Source organism: Rahnella perminowiae (genome assembly GCF_019049695.1).
Lineage (GTDB): Bacteria > Pseudomonadota > Gammaproteobacteria > Enterobacterales > Enterobacteriaceae > Rahnella > Rahnella perminowiae.
This window is the reverse complement of sequence record NZ_JAFMOT010000159.1, coordinates 17,468-40,576: the sequence shown is the minus strand read 5'-3', so window position 1 is coordinate 40,576 and position 23,109 is coordinate 17,468. Positions and strand designations below refer to the sequence as shown.

Annotated in this window: 18 protein-coding genes, 4 tRNA genes and 1 other RNA gene; 3 read left to right on the top strand and 20 right to left on the bottom strand. The window is 51.3% G+C overall.

Annotated elements, in window-relative coordinates:
- Positions 1-228 precede the first annotated feature (228 nt).
- From J1781_RS05300 to trxA, 18 genes are all read right to left on the bottom strand, one after another.
- Positions 229-357, bottom strand: a non-coding RNA gene (locus tag J1781_RS05300) — RtT sRNA.
- A gap of 36 nt (positions 358-393) precedes the next feature.
- Positions 394-470: transfer RNA gene (locus J1781_RS05295), tRNA-Pro, on the bottom strand.
- Between the two features lie 59 nt (positions 471-529).
- Positions 530-615, bottom strand: a tRNA-Leu gene (locus tag J1781_RS05290).
- Between the two features lie 29 nt (positions 616-644).
- A tRNA-His gene (locus tag J1781_RS05285) sits at positions 645-720 on the bottom strand.
- 65 nt (positions 721-785) lie between these two features.
- A tRNA-Arg gene (locus J1781_RS05280) sits at positions 786-862 on the bottom strand.
- 143 nt (positions 863-1,005) lie between these two features.
- Positions 1,006-2,400, bottom strand: a complete 1,395-nt coding sequence (gene thrP, locus J1781_RS05275; RefSeq protein WP_129955212.1) for a bifunctional threonine/serine APC transporter ThrP — start codon at positions 2,398-2,400, stop codon at positions 1,006-1,008.
- 241 nt (positions 2,401-2,641) lie between these two features.
- Positions 2,642-3,382 (bottom strand): lipopolysaccharide N-acetylmannosaminouronosyltransferase, encoded by a 741-nt coding sequence (gene wecG, locus J1781_RS05270; RefSeq protein ID WP_129992146.1) that lies wholly within the window; start codon positions 3,380-3,382, stop codon positions 2,642-2,644.
- Positions 3,366-4,745, bottom strand: coding sequence for an ECA oligosaccharide polymerase (wzyE, locus tag J1781_RS05265; RefSeq protein ID WP_217220837.1), 1,380 nt, complete (start codon positions 4,743-4,745; stop codon positions 3,366-3,368). Before wzyE ends, wecG begins: the two co-directional genes overlap by 17 nt.
- Entirely contained in the window at positions 4,742-5,824 is a 1,083-nt protein-coding gene (locus J1781_RS05260; RefSeq protein WP_129955215.1) for a TDP-N-acetylfucosamine:lipid II N-acetylfucosaminyltransferase, read from the bottom strand. Before J1781_RS05260 ends, wzyE begins: the two co-directional genes overlap by 4 nt.
- Positions 5,821-7,071, bottom strand: coding sequence for a lipid III flippase WzxE (gene wzxE, locus J1781_RS05255; protein WP_217220840.1), 1,251 nt, complete (start codon positions 7,069-7,071; stop codon positions 5,821-5,823). The genes J1781_RS05260 and wzxE overlap by 4 nt, the downstream gene beginning before the upstream one ends.
- Before the next feature lies 1 nt (position 7,072).
- Positions 7,073-8,203 carry a dTDP-4-amino-4,6-dideoxygalactose transaminase gene (gene rffA, locus J1781_RS05250; protein WP_129955217.1) on the bottom strand — a complete coding sequence of 377 codons (1,131 nt, stop codon included), beginning with the start codon at positions 8,201-8,203 and terminating at the stop codon, positions 7,073-7,075.
- Between the two features lie 4 nt (positions 8,204-8,207).
- On the bottom strand, positions 8,208-8,918 hold the full coding sequence (rffC, locus tag J1781_RS05245; protein WP_129955218.1) for a dTDP-4-amino-4,6-dideoxy-D-galactose acyltransferase: 711 nt from the start codon (positions 8,916-8,918) through the stop codon (positions 8,208-8,210).
- Complete coding sequence (gene wecC, locus J1781_RS05240) at positions 8,909-10,171, bottom strand: UDP-N-acetyl-D-mannosamine dehydrogenase (protein WP_129955219.1); 1,263 nt, start codon at positions 10,169-10,171, stop codon at positions 8,909-8,911. The genes rffC and wecC overlap by 10 nt, the downstream gene beginning before the upstream one ends.
- Positions 10,168-11,298: a non-hydrolyzing UDP-N-acetylglucosamine 2-epimerase gene (wecB, locus tag J1781_RS05235; protein WP_129992138.1), complete on the bottom strand. Its 1,131-nt coding sequence runs from the start codon at positions 11,296-11,298 to the stop codon at positions 10,168-10,170. The genes wecC and wecB overlap by 4 nt, the downstream gene beginning before the upstream one ends.
- Positions 11,295-12,347, bottom strand: coding sequence for an ECA polysaccharide chain length modulation protein (wzzE, locus tag J1781_RS05230; protein WP_129992137.1), 1,053 nt, complete (start codon positions 12,345-12,347; stop codon positions 11,295-11,297). Before wzzE ends, wecB begins: the two co-directional genes overlap by 4 nt.
- A gap of 43 nt (positions 12,348-12,390) precedes the next feature.
- Entirely contained in the window at positions 12,391-13,476 is a 1,086-nt protein-coding gene (gene wecA, locus J1781_RS05225) for a UDP-N-acetylglucosamine--undecaprenyl-phosphate N-acetylglucosaminephosphotransferase (RefSeq protein ID WP_217220841.1), read from the bottom strand.
- A gap of 285 nt (positions 13,477-13,761) precedes the next feature.
- Positions 13,762-15,021, bottom strand: a complete 1,260-nt coding sequence (gene rho / locus J1781_RS05220) for a transcription termination factor Rho (protein WP_217137708.1) — start codon at positions 15,019-15,021, stop codon at positions 13,762-13,764.
- 415 nt (positions 15,022-15,436) lie between these two features.
- On the bottom strand, positions 15,437-15,763 hold the full coding sequence (trxA, locus tag J1781_RS05215) for a thioredoxin TrxA (RefSeq protein ID WP_013577537.1): 327 nt from the start codon (positions 15,761-15,763) through the stop codon (positions 15,437-15,439).
- 117 nt (positions 15,764-15,880) lie between these two features.
- On the opposite strand from trxA, the gene rhlB reads away from it, so the two are divergent.
- Both rhlB and gppA read left to right on the top strand, forming a co-directional pair.
- Positions 15,881-17,173, top strand: a complete 1,293-nt coding sequence (gene rhlB / locus J1781_RS05210) for an ATP-dependent RNA helicase RhlB (RefSeq protein WP_129955223.1) — start codon at positions 15,881-15,883, stop codon at positions 17,171-17,173.
- A 6-nt stretch (positions 17,174-17,179) separates the two neighbouring features.
- Positions 17,180-18,670, top strand: a complete 1,491-nt coding sequence (gppA, locus tag J1781_RS05205; RefSeq protein ID WP_129955224.1) for a guanosine-5'-triphosphate,3'-diphosphate diphosphatase — start codon at positions 17,180-17,182, stop codon at positions 18,668-18,670.
- 81 nt (positions 18,671-18,751) lie between these two features.
- Here gppA and rep read toward each other — a convergent pair whose 3' ends face one another.
- Complete coding sequence (gene rep, locus J1781_RS05200) at positions 18,752-20,776, bottom strand: DNA helicase Rep (protein WP_129955225.1); 2,025 nt, start codon at positions 20,774-20,776, stop codon at positions 18,752-18,754.
- A gap of 175 nt (positions 20,777-20,951) precedes the next feature.
- Between rep and ppiC the strand changes: the two genes are divergently transcribed.
- A complete protein-coding gene (gene ppiC, locus J1781_RS05195; RefSeq protein WP_015690589.1) occupies positions 20,952-21,233 on the top strand; it encodes a peptidylprolyl isomerase PpiC in 282 nt (93 codons plus the stop codon).
- Between the two features lie 269 nt (positions 21,234-21,502).
- Here the strand turns inward: ppiC and ilvC are convergent, their stop codons facing one another.
- Positions 21,503-22,978, bottom strand: a complete 1,476-nt coding sequence (ilvC, locus tag J1781_RS05190; protein WP_217220844.1) for a ketol-acid reductoisomerase — start codon at positions 22,976-22,978, stop codon at positions 21,503-21,505.
- Positions 22,979-23,109: the final 131 nt, after the last annotated feature.

The window sequence follows — 23,109 nt, the reverse complement described above, 5'->3', positions numbered from 1 at the left end:
ATTTTTAACTGCCACGTTTCCTTTCCCCCTTTGCCGGTGAACCGTCGCCTGCAAACGACAACTGTGCAGGCTGAGAAGTTAATCCATTATTTTCAAGGAGATAAATGTCTCCCGTCTGAGACAAAAGAAAGCGGGTATGTCGCGGATAAACAACACAGGCAGTGAGAGGGGAAAAGGTTTTATACGGACGAAAAAAAACCTGCTTTAAAAAAGCAGGTTCTTCAAATATGGTCGGCGAGAGAGGATTACGCGCATCTGCGATGCTTGCCCTGCGGGCCGTTGCTAAAGCAACGTGGTCTCGCTTCGCTCGGCTCAAACCTCCTTCGGAGGTTCTCATCCTCATAAACTCCGGACGAAAAAAAACCTGCTTTAAAAAAGCAGGTTCTTCAAATATGGTCGGCGAGAGAGGATTCGAACCTCCGACCCACTGGTCCCAAACCAGTTGCGCTACCAAGCTGCGCTACTCGCCGATGTCGTGCATCTTACTACTTCCTGATGCTAACTGCATCATTTAAATGTATTTTGTGTGTGGTGCGAAGGGAGGGACTCGAACCCTCACATCCGAAGGACACTAACACCTGAAGCTAGCGCGTCTACCAATTCCGCCACCATCGCATGTCACAATCACAAAACCATTTTTAGAGTGGGGTGGCTAATGGGACTCGAACCCACGACAACTGGAATCACAATCCAGGGCTCTACCAACTGAGCTATAGCCACCATATCTCTAACTAACGTGAACTGCCTGACTTCAACATTCCACCGCAACTCTAGCGCATACTAAATGGTGCGCCCGACAGGATTCGAACCTGAGACCTCTGCCTCCGGAGGGCAGCGCTCTATCCAGCTGAGCTACGGGCGCTTAGCGCCGTTGCGGGTGGGGATACTACGGTTTTAACGCCTGGCTGTCTAGTGCTTTTTATCAGAAATATTGCGTTTGATTACGCTTTATCCAATACGCAGTAAAAGTAAGCATCTTGCCTTCCCCACCCGTGACTTACGACGTTATTTTACTTTTTCTGCCGTCAGCGCGGCACGCTTATGCATGCCGAGGCCGAAGTATATCAGCGAGACTGCCGCAATAAAAATACCCCCTACCAGTAAAGAAACCCGCGTATCCGGGTTAATTGCCATACCGACCAGCACACATGCCAGGAATATCAGCGTCAGGTAGTTGGTATAAGGGAAGAGAACCGACTTAAACGGATGGTTTTTCAGTTTCTCTTTGTGCGCGTCACGGAAACGTAACTGGCTGATCAATACCACAAACCATGGCACCATACCCGGCAGTACGCTGGCACTGTAGACATACACGAATACTTTCTCAGGATTCGGAATGATGTAGTTCAGGCACGAACCGACCAGCAGACACAAAATAGTGATCGCAATACCGTAAACCGGCACACCACTTTTCGAGACATTGCTCAGAAACGCAGGCAACTGGCGATTCTCAGACAGCGCATAAAGCATACGTCCGCAACTGTACATACCGCTGTTACAGCCTGACAATGCTGCCGTCAGCACGACAAAGTTAATAATGCCTGCAGCCGAAGCAATACCAATCTTCGCAAATGTCAGAACGAACGGGCTGCCGTGGGTGCCCATTTCGTTCCACGGGAAAATGGTGATGATGACGAAAATTGCGCCGACGTAGAAAATCAGGATACGCCACAAAATGTTATTGATGGCACGTTTAAGCGTAACCTGCGGATTCTTCGCTTCACCGGCAGTAATACCCACCAGTTCCACGCCCTGATAGGACGCCACAACAATACACAGCGCAAACAGGAAACCTTTCCAGCCACCCGCAAAGAAGCCGCCGTGTGCCGTCAGGTTGCCAAAACCGATAGCTTCGCCATGATTGCCGAATCCGAAGAAAATCACCGCCAGCCCGACCACGATCATCACAATGATGGTGGTAATTTTGATCAGCGCAAACCAGAACTCCATTTCACCATACAGTTTCACCGCAGCAAGGTTAGCAGAGGCCACAATCGCCACCGCGATCAGCGCGGGGATCCACTGTGGTAAATCCGGGAACCAGTATTGGGCGTATACACCAATCGCGGTGATTTCAGAAATCCCCACCGCTATCCACATAAACCAGTAACTCCAGGCGGTCAGGTAGCCATAGTATGGTCCAAGATATTTATGGGCATAGACGGCGAACGAACCGGCAACGGGCTCCAGATGCAGCATTTCACCCATTGAGCGCATGATAAAGAAGACGAACACGCCCGCCAGAATATAGGCCAGCAACACTGAAGGCCCGGCCCATTTCAGAGTACTGGCTGCGCCCATAAATAATCCTACGCCGATAGTGCCGCCCAGCGCTATCAGCTCTATGTGCCTCGCTTCAAGCCCCCGGTGTAGCCCACCCTTTTCTTCTTGATTCGCCATAATTCCTCAGTTTCTCTGTAATTGTGTTTGCCTTCCGGAATGACCGGAATGTTATTTTTATGGGTGATGATGCCCGTACAGGGCGGAAAAACGGCGTTATGGTTCCGCATTTCAGGATGAGTTGCAAACCACAATTGAGAAAGATCCGCACAGGTAGACATGTCAGGGTGCAAACGACAGTAAAGGGTAGAGTAAAATGAGAGGTAAAACGCCGCGCTGAAGATCAGCCACGGCGCAAATATTACAGACGACCGGTATAGTAGTAACGGATAAATTTGAGCAGTTTGAGCTGACGACGCAAACGGCTGGGCTGTAAAATCAGCCGGTAGAGCCATTCCAGCCCCAGATTTTGCCAGATTTTAGGGGCTCGTTTAACATGCCCGGTAAAGACGTCATAGGTCCCACCGATGCCCATGTAAAGCGCATCTGGATGCACACGACGGCAGTCACGCATCAGGATTTCCTGCTTTGGTGACCCCATCGCCACGGTCACGATAGATGCTCCGCTGCTTTTTACCTTTTCAAACAATGCTTCGCGCTGTTCAGGCACAAAATACCCATTCTGGCTGCCAACAATATTGACGTTCCACAGCAATCGCAATTTTTCTTCCGTCTGCATCAGGACTTCCGGTTTACCGCCGATCAGAAAGACCGGTGTTCCTTCACGCCCTGCGCGCTCCATCAATCCTTCCCAGAGGTCAGCCCCTGCGATACGCGAGACGCGTGACTGCGGATATTTACGCCGTATAGCGCGCACAATGCTGATCCCGTCGGGGTATTTAAACTCCGCATGGTCGATCAGCGTACGCATTTCAGGGTTGCTTTCGACCGTCAGCACTTTCTCTGCATTTATCGCCACCAGCGAACCTTTTTTCACCTGATGACCGGCAAAAAGATAATCAAGAAAATGCGCCATATTGCGAAAGCCCCAAAGGCGGATCCCGCGAATATCATATTGCGGGACGTTATTCTCCAAATTCATCCATCTTCCTTACTACCAAAGGCTCCATGAGGTTTTTTCTGACCGGCATCCTGGCTCGTATCAGCCCGGCGGCGTCAAACATCCAGTACAATAATTTTGCGACAACCAGACAAGTTGCGAATACGACACAGAAAAACACCACCCGTGAGAAAAAGGAATCCACGCCTTCGCGGGCAAGTACGATCATATTGAACACGGCACCAAAGCAAAAACTTTGCAGAATGGCCGCTTTATAAATGTTGGTCTCCGCTTTGCCTTTTTCATAAAGCCAGTCGAACCATTTAATGATCATCCCAACCGCCACCGCACCCAGCGGGATAAACCACACGCCGCCCATCACAACCAGCGAGCCAATCAGCGTTGGCGAAATGGCCAGACCGGAATGGTTACCGAGCACATCCCAGGTGAAATAGTTGGCGGTGTTGAGCACCACACCCGGACGGTCATGCCATAGCCAGCTGGGGATAAAGACGTAGAAATCACGAATAATCGGTGCCAGTCCCTGAAAACTAATTTTGTCGTAATTTTGCAGCAACAGTCCCAGATTTTCCCATGGCGAGAACGTATCACGCGTCAGGTACAGGAAGGTATAAAACGCCTCAGGGCCGCTGACATTCAGCCCGTAACGTTTCAGCGCCAGCCAGAACATACCGACAATGCCCAGTACGCCCGCCACCGCCAGCATCCACAAACTAATCCAGCCGCGTACGATGCCGATAAACAAAAACAGCGCGAACGCGATAATGATATTCGCGCGTGTCCCGCCAACAATAATATACGTGAGTAAACCAAATGCGACGGTACTGACCAGGAAAAACAGCCAGCGCTGCGGATTGGGTTTGAGGAAGAACACCACCAGCATCGCTGGCAGGAAGAAGTAAAAGAAGCGTTTAAGCGCAACCCCGGACACATCACTGGAAAAAATCTGGCTGTACGATTTGAGCTTAAACAGCAAAAATCCGTTATGCGTAAAGAAGATGGACACGGTTACCACGGCGATAAGTGCCAGTAAAAACCAGGTCAGATGGGTTTCGACACGGTTCATCGTAAACAGTGTACGGGACGGGCCATCACGTTTTGCCCTCAACCGCGTTTTATAACTGACATAATAAATACCGTAAAAACAGGTTGCGGCCAGCATCGCCTGTAACAGGTTTTCAACCGGTACGACGTTGACATCAAACTGGAAAACCAGCAGACAGGTCAGCGGAAAACCGAAATAGAACGTCAGCAGATACAACAGCGAAAACAGGACGTTGAAGTTAAAACGCACACGGCGAAATTCTTTGTAGGTCAGCGTCAAAATGAACAACAGCGAGAACGCATAAACGACAGACAGGCCGCCAAGCTGTGCCATTGTCATGATGTTTCTCCTGCCGCCAGCAGTAACGCCTGTTGCCAGCCGGCGATGTAATTCGGGCTGAAGAATGCGATATTCTTCCGGTCCGTAGTCAGCAACTGGCGCCGCGCTTCGGCCACAGTTCGGGTATCAAGTGCGTCACCGTAAAACAATACCGGCAGATTTTGTTCTGCCAGATCCTGCCAGAACGGATTCTGACGGCTGACCACAAACGGCACGCCGAACTGAATCAGCAAACATTGCGTCCCGATACCCTGCTGGCGGTCAAAAATAAAATACCCCAGCGAGCAACCACGCAGCACGTCGAGATATTGTGCAAAAGGCATCGAACCGGTCATCAGCTCAACATTCCCGGGCGCAAAAAGTTTGAGCGCCTCGCGGCGAACCTGCTCGATATAGGCGTCATTATTGGCCGGATAGCCCATAGGAATAATCACCCGGATACCGGCACCAAACTGTTGATGCAACGAACGCAGCGCTTCAGTATGTCGGTTACTGCGATCGCCGGAATTGCCGACCAGCACGGTCATCGGCTCTGCAGGTTCAGGCTGCCCGGCTGAAAGCGTCAGCGCCGGATCCATACGCGTCGGGAAATACAATAATGAGGACGGCACGCGCGGATGTCTCTGATGGAAATGAATCAGATCGCCGCGGGTAGCGAAAACATGGCCGATACGTCCCTGAGCCAGACGCCTTAAAAAATAAAACAGGCGGAACTTCAGGCCACCTGTCGATTCATAAAGATCTGCGCCCCAGATGTGCCAGCTGGCCTGCTGAGATTTAATTTTGCCGGTCAGCAGCGCCAGCCAAAGCGTCGGGTTGAACTGGCCATGGAAGAAAAAGTGATGTGTACGATCCTGTGCCCGGGAAATCACCGCGTCGGCCAGCGATTTTTTGTCCGGATAAACCCGAATATCCAGACGTGCGAATTCAGCAAATGCTGATGCATCTGCTGCCGCCACCATAAAATGATAAATCAGCTTTTCAGGCGCGCATTCGGCCAGAACATCATTAAAAAAGCGCAGCACGGTGACATTATGGTGGGGAATGTCAGATCCCAAAACGTGAATCAGCGTTGTCATGCTCGTCTACGATAAATAACAAATACGGTACAGCACAGGGCGAAATAGACGACATACGTCGCCATATACGCTTGCGCGGCGCCAAGAGAACCCCGTATCGGGATCAACCAATGTGAAAAGCCCGTCAGTAACGCAAACTGGCTGATTTCAGTCAGCACGTAAAAACGCAGAGAGGCTCTCGCAATCACCAGATAGCCAAAAACATAAGAGCCGACTTTCAGTACGTCACCCACTAACTGCCAGGCGAACAAATCGCGCATCGCGATAAATTGTTTTGAAAACAGTAACCAGATAGCAAAGTCACGCAACAGCCAGACAGTAAAACTGACGGCCGCTACGGCGGGCAGAACAAATTTTAATGACTTAACGATTTCACGCGTAATATCGCGTTTATCCGTCATGCGCGATAGCGTCGGCAATAAATAAACGCTGAAAGAGGCGGTGATAAACTGCAAATAGGCATCAGAAATACTGCTGACGCCCTGCCAGATCCCCACATCTTTCCAGCTGTAATGCTCCGCCAGCAGGTTTCGCATCATCACATACGCCACCGGCAACGTGACAGATGTGATCAGTGCCATCAGGGTAAACTTTCCCAAATGGCTGGCGATAAAGCGGTCCCAGCCCGGCTTTAAGTAGGCCAGCGGAAAGGATTTTCGCCGCCACAACATGCCGCCCGCAGGCACAACGACCAGCGCTGGCACCAGTGCCAGCCCGGCCAGCGCGCCTTCATAACCGCCCAGTTTGAAACACAAGAGATAGGCCAGCAAGCCAATCAGACTGCCACCCATTACAGCCAGCGCGTTACCCGTCGCATCACGATAACCTTTCAGGATGGCCTGAAAATAGTTGGCATAAGCAATGCCCATCTGGATAAATGCCACGGCCCGCACAACGGCCTGATAGCGGTCGTGTCCGAACAACCCGACACTGACAGGGCCGGCAGCCAGCAAAAAGATGGCGGCCAGCAGCGTCGAGAAACCCAAAATCAGCGAAGAGGACGTACCGAGTACAGCTTTAAGCCGCTCAGGATCCTGATGATGTTCGGCAACGTATTTAGTAATACCATTGAAAATACCGGCACCGGACAGCACACCAAGTACGGTCACGAGCTGGCGGAAATTCCCTGCCTGCCCTACGCCGTCAGGGCCGAACGTCACGGCCAGCAATTTCACCACCAGCAACCCGGCACCAATTTTAATCAGCGTAGAACCTGCGGTCCAGACTGATGCTTTTGCCAGCGACATATCAGGCGAAATATTGCAGCATGGCCGTAATCACCGCACGCTGCGTATCATCGGTCATGTTGTAGAACAGGGGCAGGCGCACCAGACGCTCACTCTCTTTTGTCGTGAAACGATCGACGCCAGCGAAACGACCAAAATCTTCGCCCGCCGGACAGGCATGCAGCGGGATATAATGGAATACGGTGAGAATATCTGCCGCTTTCATGTGACGAATAAATGCATCACGGTCGTCGATATCACTCAGACGCACATAGAACATATGAGCATTTTGCACACAGTCTTGTGGAACTGAAGGCAACTGAACGCGGCCTGCGTCGGCCAGATCCTGCAATGCTTCGTAATACTGATTCCAGATTGCCAGACGGCGCTGGTTGATCTTTTCAGCTGAATCCAGATTCCCCCACAGATACGCGGCCTGCAAATCGGACATCAGATAGCTGGAACCAATGTCCCGCCAGGTATATTTATCCACCTGACCGCGGAAGAACTGGCTGCGGTTAGTGCCTTTTTCACGGATAATCTCGGCACGATCAATCAGGGCCGGATCGTTAATCAGCGTGGCACCACCTTCACCGCCCGCCGTGTAATTCTTGGTTTCGTGGAAACTGAAACAGCCGATATGACCAAGGGTGCCCAGTGCTTTGCCTTTGTAAGCTGACATCACGCCCTGTGCGGCATCTTCCACCACAAACAGATGATGTTTTTCGGCGATCGCCATGATGGTATCCATTTCACAGGCCACACCCGCGTAATGCACCGGGACAATCACTTTCGTTTTTTCAGTGATCGCAGCTTCAATCAGGGTTTCATCAATATTCATGGTATCCGGGCGGATATCCACAAACACGATTTTCGCGCCGCGTAAAACGAATGCATTGGCGGTCGAAACAAACGTAAAGCTTGGCATAATCACTTCGTCACCGGGCTGAATATCCAGCAGCAACGCGGCCATTTCCAGCGATGCCGTACAGGACGGCGTCAGCAAAACCTTCGGACAGTTAAAACGCTGTTCAAACCATTTCTGGCAGCGCAGGGTAAACCCGCCGTCACCGCACAGTTTGCCGCTGTCCATGGCCTCGCGCATGTAATCAATTTCAGTACCCACAATCGGTGGCGCATTAAAAGGGATCATCGTTTCACCTGTACAACCAGTACGCCGAGCGCATGACTTTGCCACCGCTGGCGAGATAAAGATTTAAGGCCGCGATATTACCGGTTTGCGTGGCGACATACAGTCGCGATACACCCTGTCCGGCACACCAATTTTTCGCAGCCGCCATTAACTTTTTACCTGCTCCCTGCCCCTGGAATTCAGGTCTGACAGCCAGCAGGCCAATTCTTACTTCATCTTCTGACAGACGTCGCAACGTGACAAAGCCCAGCCCGTTACCCTGTGCATCGTCTGCCCACAGGCAAAGGTGATCAAACGTGCCCAGTATCGCCTTTTCTGCCCACATTGCGTAGAAACGGGCGCTGTCATCAGGCTGATACCAGGGTGCGCGAAAACGGCTGAAACGAAACGTCTGGCTGGCAATAATTGCCACATCAGCGATATCTTGCGGCAAAGCCAGACGCCCTGCTGGCAACGCCATATCCTGCGGCGTGACCGTCACGCAAAAGTCCGTTTCACCTTCTGCCAGCCGGAAACCCAACGCAGACAGGGCGTCCAGCGTGTGCGTTTGATCTGCCTCTACTTTGGCCTGCACCAGTGCATATTGTTCAAGCTTCTGCGGCGTGATTTCACCCGCAGAGGCATCCGGTGTCAGACGCGCACTGTTAAGCTGGAAGAAATGACTCTCCCATCCGAGCGGTTCGATATTGCCGTGCAAAGGATTATTTATCGCCATACGCCTTTAGTATCCACAATCCATGACTGCCGGATCTGACTGCCAGGGATCGCTTTGAACGGTTGGTGATCAACTAACATCACCAACAGATCGGCTTCAGCCAGTGCGCGATCCAGGCTTTCTAACGTCACTTTATCCGCGAGAGAAGCCGGTAGCTGATGCACATTAGGCTCAACCGCCCACGTTTTTCCGGCGTGCCAGTCGGCAATCAGGTGTGTCACTTCCACTGCCGGGCTTTCGCGGAGATCATCAATATTGGGTTTAAACGCCAGGCCAAAGCAGGCAATCTTGACGTCGGCAGCACGTTTGCCCGTGGTAGTCAGGCAATCTGCCAGTGCCGCTTTCACACGATCCACGACCCAGTGCGGTTTGCTGTCATTCACTTCGCGCGCTGTGCGGATGATTCTGGCCAGCGCCGGGTTTTGCGCAACAATGAACCACGGGTCGACTGCAATACAATGTCCGCCAACGCCCGGACCCGGCTGCAGGATATTCACCCGTGGATGGCGGTTCGCCAGACTGATCAGTTCCCAGACGTTAATGCCCTGCGCATCGCAAATCAGCGACAGTTCGTTGGCAAAGGCAATATTTACGTCGCGGAAACTGTTTTCCGTCAACTTGCACATTTCGGCGGTACGGGAATGGGTGGTAACACATTCGCCTTCAAGGAAAATGTTATATAAATCGCTGGCACGCTGTGAACAAACTGACGTCATGCCGCCAATGACACGGTCATTTTTGATCAGCTCAACCATCACCTGTCCTGGCAGCACGCGTTCCGGGCAGTAAGCAATGTTGATATCGGATTGCTCACCGGCTTGCTGAGGAAAGCTCAGATCAGGACGGGCTTCCGCCAGCCAGGCGGCCATTTGCTCTGTCGCCCCCACCGGTGACGTAGATTCCAGAATGATCAGATCGCCTTTTTTCAGAACCGGCGCCAGAGAACGTGCGGCAGATTCAACGAATTTCATATCCGGTAAATGATCACCCTTAAACGGCGTCGGAACTGCAATCAGGAAAGCATCTGCAGGTTCCGGTTTAGTCACTGCCCGCAACAATCCCGCATCAACGGCCTGCCTGACCAGAAGATCAAGATCGGGTTCAACAATATGGATCGCACCACGGTTAATCGTATCCACGGCATGCTGATTAATATCGACGCCCACCACTTTTTTTTGGCGTGAGGCGAAAGCGGCAGCGGTTGGCAGACCGATGTAACCGAGTCCGATGACAGAGATAATGTTAAAACTCATTGTGGTACCCAATGATTTTTCAATGCGTCAAGAATATGGCGGCAGGCATGCCCGTCGCCGTAAGGATTGTGTGCCCGGCTCATGCTGTTGTATTCGTTTTCATCGTTTAGCAGACGGTTCACTTCCTCGACTATTTTAGCGGGATCGGTGCCCACCAGCCGGACTGTTCCGGCATCAACCGCTTCCGGACGTTCTGTGGTTTCACGCATCACCAGCACAGGCTTGCCCAGTGAAGGCGCTTCTTCCTGCACCCCGCCGGAATCGGTCAGGATCAGATAAGCTTTATCCATCAGATAAACGAATGGCAGGTAATCCTGAGGGTCGATCAGTACGATATTGTCGATGCTTTGCAGAATGCGATTCACCGGCTCGCTGACGTTCGGATTGAGATGCACCGGATACACAATTTGTACTTCAGGGTGCTGGCATGCAATTTCCGCCAGGGCCGAGCAAATCCGTTCAAAGCCTTTGCCAAAGCTTTCACGACGGTGGCCCGTCACTAAAATCAGCTTTTTGTTGGCATCCAAAAACGGGTAGTTATTCGCCAACTGTTGTGCCAGCGAGACATCGCTGTTAAAGCGGTCACGTACCCAGAGCAGGGCATCAATCACCGTATTCCCGGTGACAAAAATGCTCTCTGCGCCGATGTTTTCCCGCTGCAAATTGACACTGGCATTCTCGGTGGGTGCAAAGTGCCATTTCGCCAGATGACCTGTTAGCAGGCGATTGCCCTCTTCCGGCCACGGGGACGACAAATCCCCGGTACGCAGACCTGCTTCAACATGCCCGACGGGGATCTGGTGATAAAACGCGGCAAGGCTGGCGGATAAAGTCGTGGTGGTATCACCGTGCACCAGCACTATGTCAGGCTTGAACTCATCCAGAACCGGCTTAAGGCCGGTCAGGATCCGACTGGTAATTTCTGTCAGTCCCTGCCCTGGCTTCATAATGTTGAGATCATAATCAGGGATGATGTCAAAGAGGCGTAATACCTGATCGAGCATTTCACGGTGTTGAGCCGTCACACACACTTTTGATTCAAAGGCCGCATCCTGCGACAAAGCAAGCACCAGAGGAGCCATTTTGATGGCCTCCGGACGCGTGCCGAAAATCGTCAACACTTTCACAATGTGTTTCTCTTATTTTTACGGCGGGTCAGGGCAACGCCAGCCCCGATTAAACCACCGACTATGCCCCACATAATCATCAATAATGCCCGACGAGGGCTGTCACGTTTTACAGGTTCTTCAGGCGTTCTCAGATAGCGATAAGTCTGGAATTTTGCCGTAAGCGTTGGCCCGACGTTCAGCGTCGACAACATCGCACGGTTCTGATCGTAATCCAGATCATACCCCGGACCGGAGGCTTGCAGTAATTCCAGACGAGCCTTGAGCATAGGCACACCCAGCAGGAACATATCGGAATCCGGCAATTCTTCTGCGGGCGTATCGGTCACACTTTTATTAATGTTTTGCTGCTGAGCAATCTTCAGTGCCTGCTCAGTATTATGCGTGGTGCGCTTGAAAACAGTCTGGGCAACCTCTTCCTGACGCTTGACCTGCGCTTTCATTGACTGCGTTCGTGCCGCCCACGCGCCTTCCAGCTCATCATAGAGATGTTGTGCCGCACGCTGGCTGGCGAAATCGACATACTGACGTAAAAGTTTGTTCGCATCAGCGGCATTTTCCGCCGTGAGTTTCACCATATCGTTCGGCACTTTCGGTGCATCACGGGCAGTAAACTGGATGTCATTGATCATTTCATCCAGCAGAACCGCATCAGCACGCGCATCATTTTCCTGACGTTGTTGGTAATAAGGGTTATGCAGCCAGAAATCCCGGCGGGTGTCATAAGCCGCAAGTTGCATGACAAACTCGTTGTAGGCTTCATCAGAAATGGGTGGGCGGTTGGCGTCTGACTGCGGCACATTACGCATATCTAAATTACGCAGAAACTGTGCCTGAGAGAAATAGGACGAAAGATTGTTGACCGTAGGCCGATCCGTGATTGCCGTCGAACTCCATTCCTGTTTCATGAGGTAAGACGACCCCAGGGCGACTAAGGCAAAGAGTATCGCCAGACCTGCAATCCAGAATTTTCCTTTCCATAAAGTGCAGCACAGCCCGCGGATATCAAGTTCATTCTCGATGGCGTGTTCGTTCTGGTTTCTCATCATTTCTGGTTTATCCACAGCCAGTAAGCCCTTGCTTAAAAAGTGATTATTGATTAGAAGAACGGCGCAAACGTCTTTTAACCCGTTTTATAAACCGCGCCACACGCCAGGCGTGTTTGATGCAGATGCCGTACAACAGGAAGGCAACGAAGAATAAAGCCAGCATTATCCATTCGGGAACAAAAGTCAGATGTTCGCCCACCACACCAATGCCCGCCAGAATAGCGGCAGCCACAGTTATTAAGACGAAAGCCTGACGTGAAGTAAAACCTGCGCGCATGATCAAATGATGAATGTGCTGACGATCTGCTGAGAACGGGCTCATCCCTTTACGAAGCCGGCGATACATGATGGCGACCATGTCCATCAGGGGAATAGCGATAAGCCAAAGTGCAGTGACCGGATTCATAGGATGAGATTCGCCTTGCGTACTTTGCAGGAGGACCCAGATGACCGTAAACCCTATCAGCGTGCTGCCCGCGTCGCCCATAAAGACTTTGTAACGAGGCCCCAAAACACCCAAATTGAGTAAAATATACGGGATGATTGCGGCAATCATCGCGAAGCACCAGTACGCTAACTCCATGTGTCCGCTCTCGTACATGATGAGGCCCAGTGAGCCAAAGCTGACACAAGACAAGCCGCCCAGTAAGCCATCAATACCATCGACCATGTTGAAGGCGTTAATGGCAGCCCACACGGCGAACAAAGTGACAAGATAGCCAAACGGGCCTAATACCATTTCCCAGGGACCAATCAGATGTCCGAGGCTGCGAAGCGTGAGGTTAGCAAAACTCATCATCGCAACAGCGACCACGGCCTGAACCATTGCACGTGTTTTTACACTGATATCGAAACGGTCATCCAGTGCACCCACTAATACCAGCAGCCCGGCGCAGGCAATGTAAAGGTTGCCATGTGGAATAGTATAATTGGTGATCAGAAAGGCAAAACAAACACCCGCATAGACAGAAATCCCACCAACGAGTGGTATCAGTCCCTGGTGACGTTTACGAAAATTCGGTTTATCAACAAGTCCGATTTTATTCGCTACCTTCCGGGCAACGAATAAAAAGAGGAATGAAAATACGAAAACAATCGCTAGCTCAGTACTCATATTGAGTAAATTCACAGTTAAGAAGTCTCTTCTGCAAAAATAAGGTGTGGAGTTGACAGCATCATAAACCTCACAGCCTTAAATCATATCCTATGGTGACAGTTATGGTTTTGTCTCGGGCAAGACCTTATCTGCTGCCATTTCTCGGGCAATCAACCGACAAAGTAAAGAAAGGGCACGTGATAAACCATCAGCTATTATCCGAATAGTCTGACAATCTTCCCAAAGTAGCATTATGGTAGCCACCAAAAACAAAAAACGCCACGACTGTGCGTGGCGTTGAGCGGACTTTACACCAAATTAAGAACGTTTCATCATGTCGAAGAAGTCATCATTGGTCTTGGTCATTGCAAGCTTGTTGATGAGGAATTCCATCGCATCAATCTCACCCATCGGATGAATGATTTTACGCAGGATCCACATTTTTTGCAGTTCTTCAGAAGTGGTCAACAGCTCTTCTTTACGGGTACCAGAGCGGTTGTAGTCGATCGCAGGGAAGACACGTTTTTCAGCGATTTTACGCGCCAGATGTAATTCCATGTTGCCGGTACCTTTAAACTCTTCATAGATAACTTCATCCATTTTAGAGCCGGTATCAACCAGCGCAGTAGCGATGATAGTCAGGCTACCACCCTCTTCCACGTTACGCGCAGCACCGAAGAAGCGTTTTGGACGGTGCAAGGCATTGGCATCCACACCACCGGTCAGCACCTTGCCTGAAGCAGGCACCACGGTGTTGTAAGCACGTGCCAGACGGGTAATGGAGTCCAGCAAAATGATTACGTCTTTCTTATGCTCAACCAGACGCTTGGCCTTTTCGATGACCATTTCAGCCACCTGAACGTGGCGGGAAGCGGGCTCATCAAAGGTAGAGGCGATAACTTCACCTTTCACCAGACGCTGCATCTCGGTCACTTCTTCCGGACGTTCGTCAATCAGCAGTACCATCAGCACGCAGTCAGGATGGTTGTAAGCAATGCTGGTGGCGATGTTTTGCAGCAGCATGGTTTTACCGGCTTTCGGCGGAGCAACAATCAGACCACGTTGACCGCGACCAATTGGCGCAGCTAAATCCAGTACGCGAGCGGTCAAATCTTCTGTTGAACCGTTACCCCGTTCCATACGCAGACGTGAATTAGCATGCAGAGGGGTTAAGTTTTCAAACAGGATTTTGCTACGGGCGTTTTCTGGTTTGTCGTAGTTAACTTCGTTAACTTTCAACAGGGCAAAATAACGTTCACCTTCTTTTGGTGGACGGATTTTACCGGAAATGGTGTCGCCGGTACGAAGGTTGAAGCGGCGAATTTGGCTTGGAGATACGTAGATGTCGTCGGGGCCTGCGAGGTAGGAACTGTCTCCGGAGCGGAGGAAACCAAATCCATCCTGCAATATCTCCAGTACGCCATCACCGAAGATGTCTTCTCCGCTTTTCGCATGCTGCTTCAATATTGAAAAGATAATGTCTTGCTTACGCATGCGGGCCTGGTTTTCCAGTCCCATATTTTCGCCGAGTGCAATGAGGTCAGAGACCGGCGTATTCTTTAATTCGGTAAGATTCATAATGGTGGGTTCTTAAACTCGGGGTATGTCTCGAACATCTGTCGTGAATGGGTATGGCAGGGTCATCCATGCCTGTTTATTGTATGACACCTAAATAACAGCCCGGTAATCCAGCCGCAGGCAGTCGCGCGCGGGCGATTCTTGAGGGGTAATGCTGATATTGAAGGTGTCTTAAAGCCGATTTTGTCAAAACCGTTAGATGGTCAAGTACAGTGCCAGTTCAATTTAATTATTATTCAAAGAAACTTTATAGGCAGATGTTTTTGACACAACAGAGTAAAACGTAAGAATCAAACTACAGGTAAGCTCTATTTGCAGTAAGCGTAAACTTAGCATGCTTCTTGACAGGCGTCTAGCGGACAATGTGAAAAACACGGTAACCCGCTAAACACCTGGCTTAGGTCATCCCGACCGATTACAGATTAGCTGTTAAGAACTCTTTCAACTGACCTTTCGACAGTGCGCCAACTTTAGTTGCTGCGACTTCGCCGCCTTTAAATAACAGCAGGGTAGGAATACCACGGATGCCATATTTAGGGGCAGTACCTGGGTTTTCATCGATGTTCAGTTTCGCGATGGTCAGCTTGCCTTCGAACTCAGTGGCAATTTCATCCAGAATCGGAGCGATCATCTTACATGGTCCGCACCACTCTGCCCAAAAATCGACCAGCACCAGCCCTTCGGCTTTCAATACGTCGTTGTCGAAACTGTCATCGGTCAGGTGAATAATTTTATCGCTCATGTTTACTCCAAAGGATTATCTTTACCTTGTTGATGTAGCATTAACCAACATCAGGTTGACTTTATTTCACCGGATACGCTTTCGTAAAGCAATAGTTAGCTGATATTCTACCACACTATGAGCAAAACACACTTGACCGAACAGAAGTTTTCCGACTTCGCCCTGCACCCGCTGGCAGTAGAAGCCCTTGAAAAGAAAGGCTTCCATTACTGTACTCCTATTCAGGCATTGGCATTGCCAATCACGCTCGCTGGGCGTGATGTTGCAGGTCAGGCGCAAACCGGTACCGGCAAGACGCTGGCTTTTTTAGCGTCTACTTTCCATTATCTACTTTCTCACCCTGCTGCGGAAGGTCGTCAGACTAACCAGCCGCGTGCCTTGATCATGGCACCTACGCGTGAACTCGCGGTGCAGATCCACTCCGACGCCGAAGCATTATCTGAATCTACCGGGCTGAAATTAGGCCTGGCATATGGCGGCGACGGGTACGATAAACAGCTAAAAGTGCTGGAAAGCGGCGTGGACATCCTGATCGGAACCACCGGCCGTTTAATCGATTACACTAAACAGAACCACATCGACCTGGGCGCGATCCAGGTGGTGGTACTGGATGAAGCAGACCGTATGTTCGATCTGGGCTTCATCAAAGATATCCGCTGGTTGTTCCGCCGGATGCCTCCTGCTAATCAACGCCTGAACATGCTGTTCTCAGCAACACTTTCCTATCGTGTGAAAGAACTGGCGTTCGAAAACATGAATAATGCCGAGTCGATTGAAATCGAACCGGAACAAAAAACCGGCCATCGTATTAAAGAAGAGCTGTTCTATCCTTCAAACGAAGAAAAAATGCGCCTGTTGCAGACGCTGATTGAAGAAGAATGGCCGGATCGCTGCATTATTTTTGCCAACACTAAACACCGTTGTGAAGATGTCTGGGGCCATCTGGCGGCCGACGGACACCGTGTCGGTTTGCTGACCGGTGACGTTCCGCAGAAAAAACGCCTTCGTGTTCTGGAAGACTTCACAAAAGGCACGCTGGATATTCTGGTTGCGACCGACGTTGCTGCCCGTGGTTTGCACATTCCTGCCGTAACGCACGTCTTTAACTATGACCTGCCTGACGACTGTGAAGACTATGTGCACCGCATTGGCCGTACCGGTCGTGCAGGTCTGAGTGGTCATTCCATCAGCCTGGCATGTGAAGAATATGCCCTGAATCTGCCGGCAATTGAAACCTATACCGGCCACAGCATTCCGGTCAGTAAATACAACAGCGATGCGCTGTTAACTGATTTGCCTCCTGCAAAACGTCTTGCCCGCTCGCGCACCGGTAACGGCCCGCGTCGTAACAGTAATTCGTCTTCACGTCGCAGCAGTGCACCACGTAGCAACCGTAAACGTCCGGGCTGATAACCTATGCTAAGTTCCACCTCACTGTATGCAGCGATTGATCTGGGTTCTAACAGCTTTCACATGCTGGTTGTTCGTGAGGTGGCAGGCAGTATCCAGACCCTCGCCAGAATTAAACGCAAAGTGCGTCTGGCCGCCGGTCTGGATAAACAAAACCTGCTTTCTCAGGAAGCGATGCAGCGTGGCTGGCAATGCCTGAAGTTATTTTCTGAAAGATTGCAGGATATCCCGCGCGACCAAATTCGTGTCGTTGCCACCGCAACGCTGCGTCTTGCCAGTAATGCCGATGAATTCCTGGGTAAAGCTCAGTTAATTCTCGGTTGTCCTATTCAGGTCATTACCGGTGAAGAAGAAGCCCGTCTGATTTATCACGGCGTTGCCCATACCACGGGCGGGCCGGATAAACGTCTGGTCGTCGATATTGGCGGTGGCAGCACAGAACTGGTGACCGGCATCGGAGCTCAGGCCACCACGCTTTATAGCCTTTCGATGGGCTGTGTCACCTGGCTGGAGCGCTATTTTGCGGATCGAAATCTGGCCAAAGAAAACTTTGATCAGGCTGAACAGGCGGCAACAGACATGATCCTTCCTGTTGCTCCCGAGCTGATTGCGAATGGCTGGCAGATCTGTGTCGGCGCTTCCGGTACCGTGCAGGCCTTACAGGAAATCATGGTCGCTCAGGGCATGGATGAACACATCACGCTGCCTAAACTTCAGCAGCTCAAACAGCGTGCCATTCAGTGCGGCAAGCTGGAAGAGCTGGAGATTGAAGGTCTGACCCTTGAACGTGCGCTGGTTTTCCCAAGCGGATTGTCTATCCTGATAGCCATTTTCAAGACCCTGAACATCGAAATGATGACTCTGGCGGGTGGCGCACTGCGTGAGGGCCTGGTTTACGGCATGCTGCATTTGCCGATCGAGCAGGATATCCGCCAGCGTACGCTGCGGAATCTGCAACGCCGTTACCTGCTGGACAACGAGCAGGCCGAGCGGGTGGCACAACTGGCTGAGAACTTTTCGCTGCAGGTAGCTCAGGAATGGAAGCTGGATGCCCGTGCCCGTGAACTGCTTAACAGTGCCTGCCTGATCCACGAAATTGGCCTGAGTGTGGATTTCAAGAAAGCCCCCCATCACGCAGCCTATCTGATCCGTCATCTGGATCTGCCGGGTTTCACACCGGCGCAAAAAAAGCTGCTGGCGACGTTACTGCAAAACCAAAACAACACGCTTGATTTACCGTTGCTCAATGAACAAAACGCCGTGCCACCGCGTCAGGCACAACGTCTTTGTCGTATTCTGCGTCTGGCGATCATATTTGCCAGCCGTCGACGCGACGACACATTGCCTGCAGTGCGTTTACGCGCCAATGATGATGAGCTGAGTGTGATTGTGCCACAGGGTTGGCTGGAACAGCATCCGCTACGCGCTGAAGAATTAGAGCAGGAAAGCCACTGGCAAAGTTATGTCCACTGGCCACTGTTTGTCGAAGAACAGTGACCGGCAGCTGTAAAAAGTTATAGCGTAAAGCAGAGAGCTGATTCATCAGCCTCTGCTTTTTTAATGGCTAAGATTTAATGGCTAATTGCCGCCTTTTGCTTTCGCCAGTTGCTCGCGGATTTTCTCCAGGTGGCTTTGCCCTTTCACCATGCGTTCCTGCGCGCTCACTACTTTACGTTCGCTTTCCCAGGCCAGGTCATCCTGCGGTAATTCCAGCAGGAAGCGGCTCGGTTCCGGGCGGATCAGCTCGCCGTACTGACGCCGCTCACGACAGAGTGTAAACGTCAGCTCTTTTTGTGCCCGGGTAATCCCCACGTAAGCCAGACGCCGCTCTTCGTCCACGTTATCTTCGTCGATGCTGCTCTGATGCGGCAGCAAACCTTCTTCCATACCGACCAGATACACATAAGGGAACTCCAGCCCTTTAGAGGCATGCAATGTCATCAGCTGAACCTGGTCCAGCTCTTCGTCGTTCTCGCCACGTTCCATCATGTCACGCAGCGTAAAGCGGGTGACCACCTGCGTGAGCGTCATTGGCTCATCCAGATCGGTGCCTTCCAGCATTTCCGTCATCCAGCTGAACAGCTGATTGACGTTTTTCATGCGCATTTCAGCGGCTTTCGGGCTCGGAGAAGTTTCAAACAACCAGCTTTCGTAATCAACACCGTGGATCAAATCCCGCACCGCCGCAACCGGTTCACGTTCTGCCAGCGCAGAAATATTGCCCATCCAGTGTGTGAAACGTTGCAGGGATTCCAGCCCGCGCCCCGTCAGATACTGACTCAGCCCCAGATCAAAACTGGCTTTAAACAGCCCTTTATTGCGCTGATTGGCCCATTCCCCCAGTTTTTGCAAAGTGGCGGCCCCGATTTCACGACGTGGCGTGTTAACGATACGCAGGAATGCACTGTCATCGTCCGGATTGGTGAGCACACGCAGATAAGCCAGCAGGTCTTTAATCTCTGGCCGCGAGAAGAAGGAAGTGCCGCCAGAAATCCGGTACGGGATACGGTTCTGCATCAGCATTTTTTCGAACAAACGCGACTGATGGTTGCCACGGTACAAAATCGCGTAATCACCATAAGCAGTTTTATTGATGAAGTGATGGGCAATCAGCTCGCCGACCACCCGCTCGGATTCATGATCTTCATTATTTGCCGTCACTACTTTCAGTGATTCGCCATAAGCCAGCTCTGAGAATAAACGCTTCTCGAACACATGCGGGTTATTGGCGATCAGAATGTTGGCGGCTTTCAAAATACGCTGCGTGGATCGGTAATTTTGCTCAAGCTTGATAACCTGTAACTGCGGAAAATCTTCTTTCAGCAACACCAGGTTTTGCGGCCGCGCCCCGCGCCAGGAGTAAATTGACTGGTCATCATCACCCACCACGGTGAAACGTGCGCGGTTGCCGACCAAAAGTTTCACCATCATATACTGACTGGTGTTGGTGTCCTGATATTCATCGACCAGCAGATAACGCAGCTTGTTCTGCCATCGCTCTCGCACCTCTTCATTACTTTGTAGCAATAGCGTTGGCAGCAGGATCAGGTCATCGAAATCAAGAATATTACAGGCTCGCATATGGTCATGATAAAGGCCGTAGCAGTGCGCGAAGATTTGATCGCGTTCTGATCGCGCCAGACCGGCAGCATGGGCAGGATCAACCAGATCGTTTTTCCAGTTTGAGATCGTCGATACCAGCTGCTGCAATAATGTCTTGTCGTTCTCCAGCCATTTTTCGCTCAGCTCTTTAAGCAGGGCCAGCTGGTCCTGATCATCAAATAAAGAAAAATTAGACTTCATGCCCAGAGCAGCATATTCGCGTTTGATAATTTCCAGCCCGAGCGTGTGGAACGTCGCAATCAGCAAGCCACGTGCTTCTTTGCGCCCGAGGGTTTGTGCGACGCGCTCTTTCATTTCGCGCGCGGCCTTATTGGTGAAAGTCACCGCTGCGATGTGGCGCGCCTGATAGCCACATTCGCGGATCAGGTGTGCGATTTTATTGGTAATCACCCTGGTTTTGCCGGAACCGGCACCCGCCAGAACCAGGCAGGGTCCGGTGACAAATTCCACGGCATGTTGTTGACTGGGGTTTAATCGCATGGCGTATCTTTGCTCACCTGATAGACAAGGACGGCGATTGTAGCAGAAACACCGCCTGAGATTGACAGGCTTTACGGCGCAATTTGTTGTGTATGGAATGCAGGCCGGATTCCCCCGGCGGGGTTTCAGATGTTACATTACACCTCTGGAAACACTCTCGTAAAAAGGTCTTATCATGGCAAAAACTGCCGCAGCAATGCATATCCTGGTAAAGGAAGAAGCACAGGCACTCGATCTTCTTGAACAACTGAAGAATGGTGGTGATTTTGAAAAACTGGCTAAGAAGCATTCTACCTGCCCGTCAGGCAAGAAAGGCGGCCATTTAGGTGAATTCAAGCAAGGCGCAATGGTGCCAGCTTTCGATAAGGTGGTTTTCTCCGCACCCCTGATCGAGCCTCAGGGCCCGCTGCACACTCAGTTCGGTTACCACATCATTAAGATTTTGTACCGCAACTAAGTTCTGTCTTTGTCAGCACCCAAAGAAAGGGCACCGCATTTTCATGCAGTGCCCTTTTTATTATTTCTTAGAGACCCGAATAATTCGAGTTACAGGAAGGCGGCAAGCGAATGACAAATCGGTCGGGAACCGATTTGAACAGCGCTCGCGCTGGCCCGCAGGGTGAGCCTCAGGGACGAGGCTCATTAATCCCGATGACCTTACTCAGGTAAGTGATTCGGGTGACCGAACGCAGCCAGCACATCTGTCGCTTGAAGTATGAAGGGGGATCAGCTTGCTACCGCGATACGCTTCATATCAGTCATATAGCCACGCAAAGTGCGGCCGATTGACTCAATGGGATGGTTGCGGATCGCTTCGTTAACGTCGCGCAGTTGCGCGTTATCAACCTGCGTTTCAGCCACTGATTTGCCCAGATCGCCTGCCTGCAGCGTGGTCATGAACTCTTTCAGCAATGGCACGGCAGCGTTAGCGAACAGGTAGTTACCGTATTCAGCCGTATCCGAGATAACCACATTCATTTCGTACAGACGCTTACGTGCAACGGTGTTGGCGATCAGCGGCAGTTCGTGCAGTGATTCGTAGTAAGCAGATTCTTCGATGATGCCGGACGCCACCATGGTTTCGAAGGCCAGCTCAACGCCCGCTTTCACCATCGCAATCATCACAACGCCGTGGTCGAAGTATTCCTGCTCGGAAATTTTACCGTCGAACTGCGGTGCGTTTTCGAACGCGGTTGCGCCCGTTTCTTCACGCCAGGTCAGCAGGTTTTTGTCGTCGTTCGCCCAGTCAGCCATCATGCCGCTGGAGAATTCGCCGGAGATAATGTCATCCATGTGTTTCTGGAACAGGGGGGCCATAATCTCTTTCAGTTGTTCGGACAGTGCATAAGCACGCAGTTTCGCCGGGTTGGACAGTCGGTCCATCATCAGCGTAATACCGCCTTGTTTCAGCGCTTCGGTAATGGTTTCCCAGCCGAACTGCAACAGTTTTTCGGCATAGGCTTCATCAACACCGTCAGCAACCAGTTTGTCGAAGCACAACAGAGAACCTGCCTGCAGCATGCCACACAGGATAGTCTGCTCGCCCATCAGGTCAGATTTTACTTCAGCCACGAAGGAAGATTGCAGAACGCCCGCACGATGGCCGCCGGTCGCCGCTGCCCAGGCTTTAGCAATGGCCATGCCTTCGCCTTTCGGGTCGTTTTCCGGGTGAACCGCGATCAGCGTCGGTACACCGAAACCACGTTTGTATTCTTCACGCACTTCAGTGCCCGGGCATTTCGGGGCAACCATCACCACGGTGATGTCTTTACGGATTTGCTCGCCCACTTCCACGATGTTGAAACCGTGGGAATAGCCCAGTGTTGCGCCATCTTTCATCAGAGGCTGAACCGCTTTCACTACAGCGCTGTGCTGTTTGTCCGGCGTCAGGTTGATAACCAGATCCGCCTGTGGGATCAGTTCTTCGTAGGTGCCGACTTTAAAGCCGTTTTCGGTCGCTTTACGCCATGAAGCTCGCTTCTCAGCAATGGCTTCTGCACGCAGGGTGTAGGACACATCCAGACCGGAATCACGCATGTTCAGCCCCTGGTTCAGGCCCTGTGCACCACAGCCTACAATCACCACTTTTTTACCTTTGAGGTAGCTGGCTTCGTCCGCGAATTCATCGCGACCCATGAAGCGGCATTTGCCCAGTTGTGCCAGCTGCTGACGCAGGTTCAGTGTGTTGAAATAGTTAGCCATGTCTTGCTCCGTTCTATCGAGGTAAGTGCTGTTATTTTTTGTTTCACCGGTGAGCCGGTGAACGCCGTGAATTCACTATATGTCATGCGACACATTGCTTAAATTGATATATTACGAAGATGATGTTGCAG

Excerpts from the sequence above, each read along its gene's own strand:
- thrP (WP_129955212.1), bottom strand. The coding sequence starts at position 2,400 with ATGGCGAATCAAGAAGAAAAGGGTGGGCTACACCGGGGGCTTGAAGCG.
- wecG (WP_129992146.1), bottom strand. The coding sequence starts at position 3,382 with ATGAATTTGGAGAATAACGTCCCGCAATATGATATTCGCGGGATCCGC.
- wzyE (WP_217220837.1), bottom strand. The coding sequence starts at position 4,745 with ATGACAATGGCACAGCTTGGCGGCCTGTCTGTCGTTTATGCGTTCTCG.
- J1781_RS05260 (WP_129955215.1), bottom strand. The coding sequence starts at position 5,824 with ATGACAACGCTGATTCACGTTTTGGGATCTGACATTCCCCACCATAAT.
- wzxE (WP_217220840.1), bottom strand. The coding sequence starts at position 7,071 with ATGTCGCTGGCAAAAGCATCAGTCTGGACCGCAGGTTCTACGCTGATT.
- rffA (WP_129955217.1), bottom strand. The coding sequence starts at position 8,203 with ATGATCCCTTTTAATGCGCCACCGATTGTGGGTACTGAAATTGATTAC.
- rffC (WP_129955218.1), bottom strand. The coding sequence starts at position 8,918 with ATGGCGATAAATAATCCTTTGCACGGCAATATCGAACCGCTCGGATGG.
- wecC (WP_129955219.1), bottom strand. The coding sequence starts at position 10,171 with ATGAGTTTTAACATTATCTCTGTCATCGGACTCGGTTACATCGGTCTG.
- wzzE (WP_129992137.1), bottom strand. The coding sequence starts at position 12,347 with ATGATGAGAAACCAGAACGAACACGCCATCGAGAATGAACTTGATATC.
- rho (WP_217137708.1), bottom strand. The coding sequence starts at position 15,021 with ATGAATCTTACCGAATTAAAGAATACGCCGGTCTCTGACCTCATTGCA.
- trxA (WP_013577537.1), bottom strand. The coding sequence starts at position 15,763 with ATGAGCGATAAAATTATTCACCTGACCGATGACAGTTTCGACAACGAC.
- rhlB (WP_129955223.1), top strand. The coding sequence starts at position 15,881 with ATGAGCAAAACACACTTGACCGAACAGAAGTTTTCCGACTTCGCCCTG.
- gppA (WP_129955224.1), top strand. The coding sequence starts at position 17,180 with ATGCTAAGTTCCACCTCACTGTATGCAGCGATTGATCTGGGTTCTAAC.
- rep (WP_129955225.1), bottom strand. The coding sequence starts at position 20,776 with ATGCGATTAAACCCCAGTCAACAACATGCCGTGGAATTTGTCACCGGA.
- ppiC (WP_015690589.1), top strand. The coding sequence starts at position 20,952 with ATGGCAAAAACTGCCGCAGCAATGCATATCCTGGTAAAGGAAGAAGCA.
- ilvC (WP_217220844.1), bottom strand. The coding sequence starts at position 22,978 with ATGGCTAACTATTTCAACACACTGAACCTGCGTCAGCAGCTGGCACAA.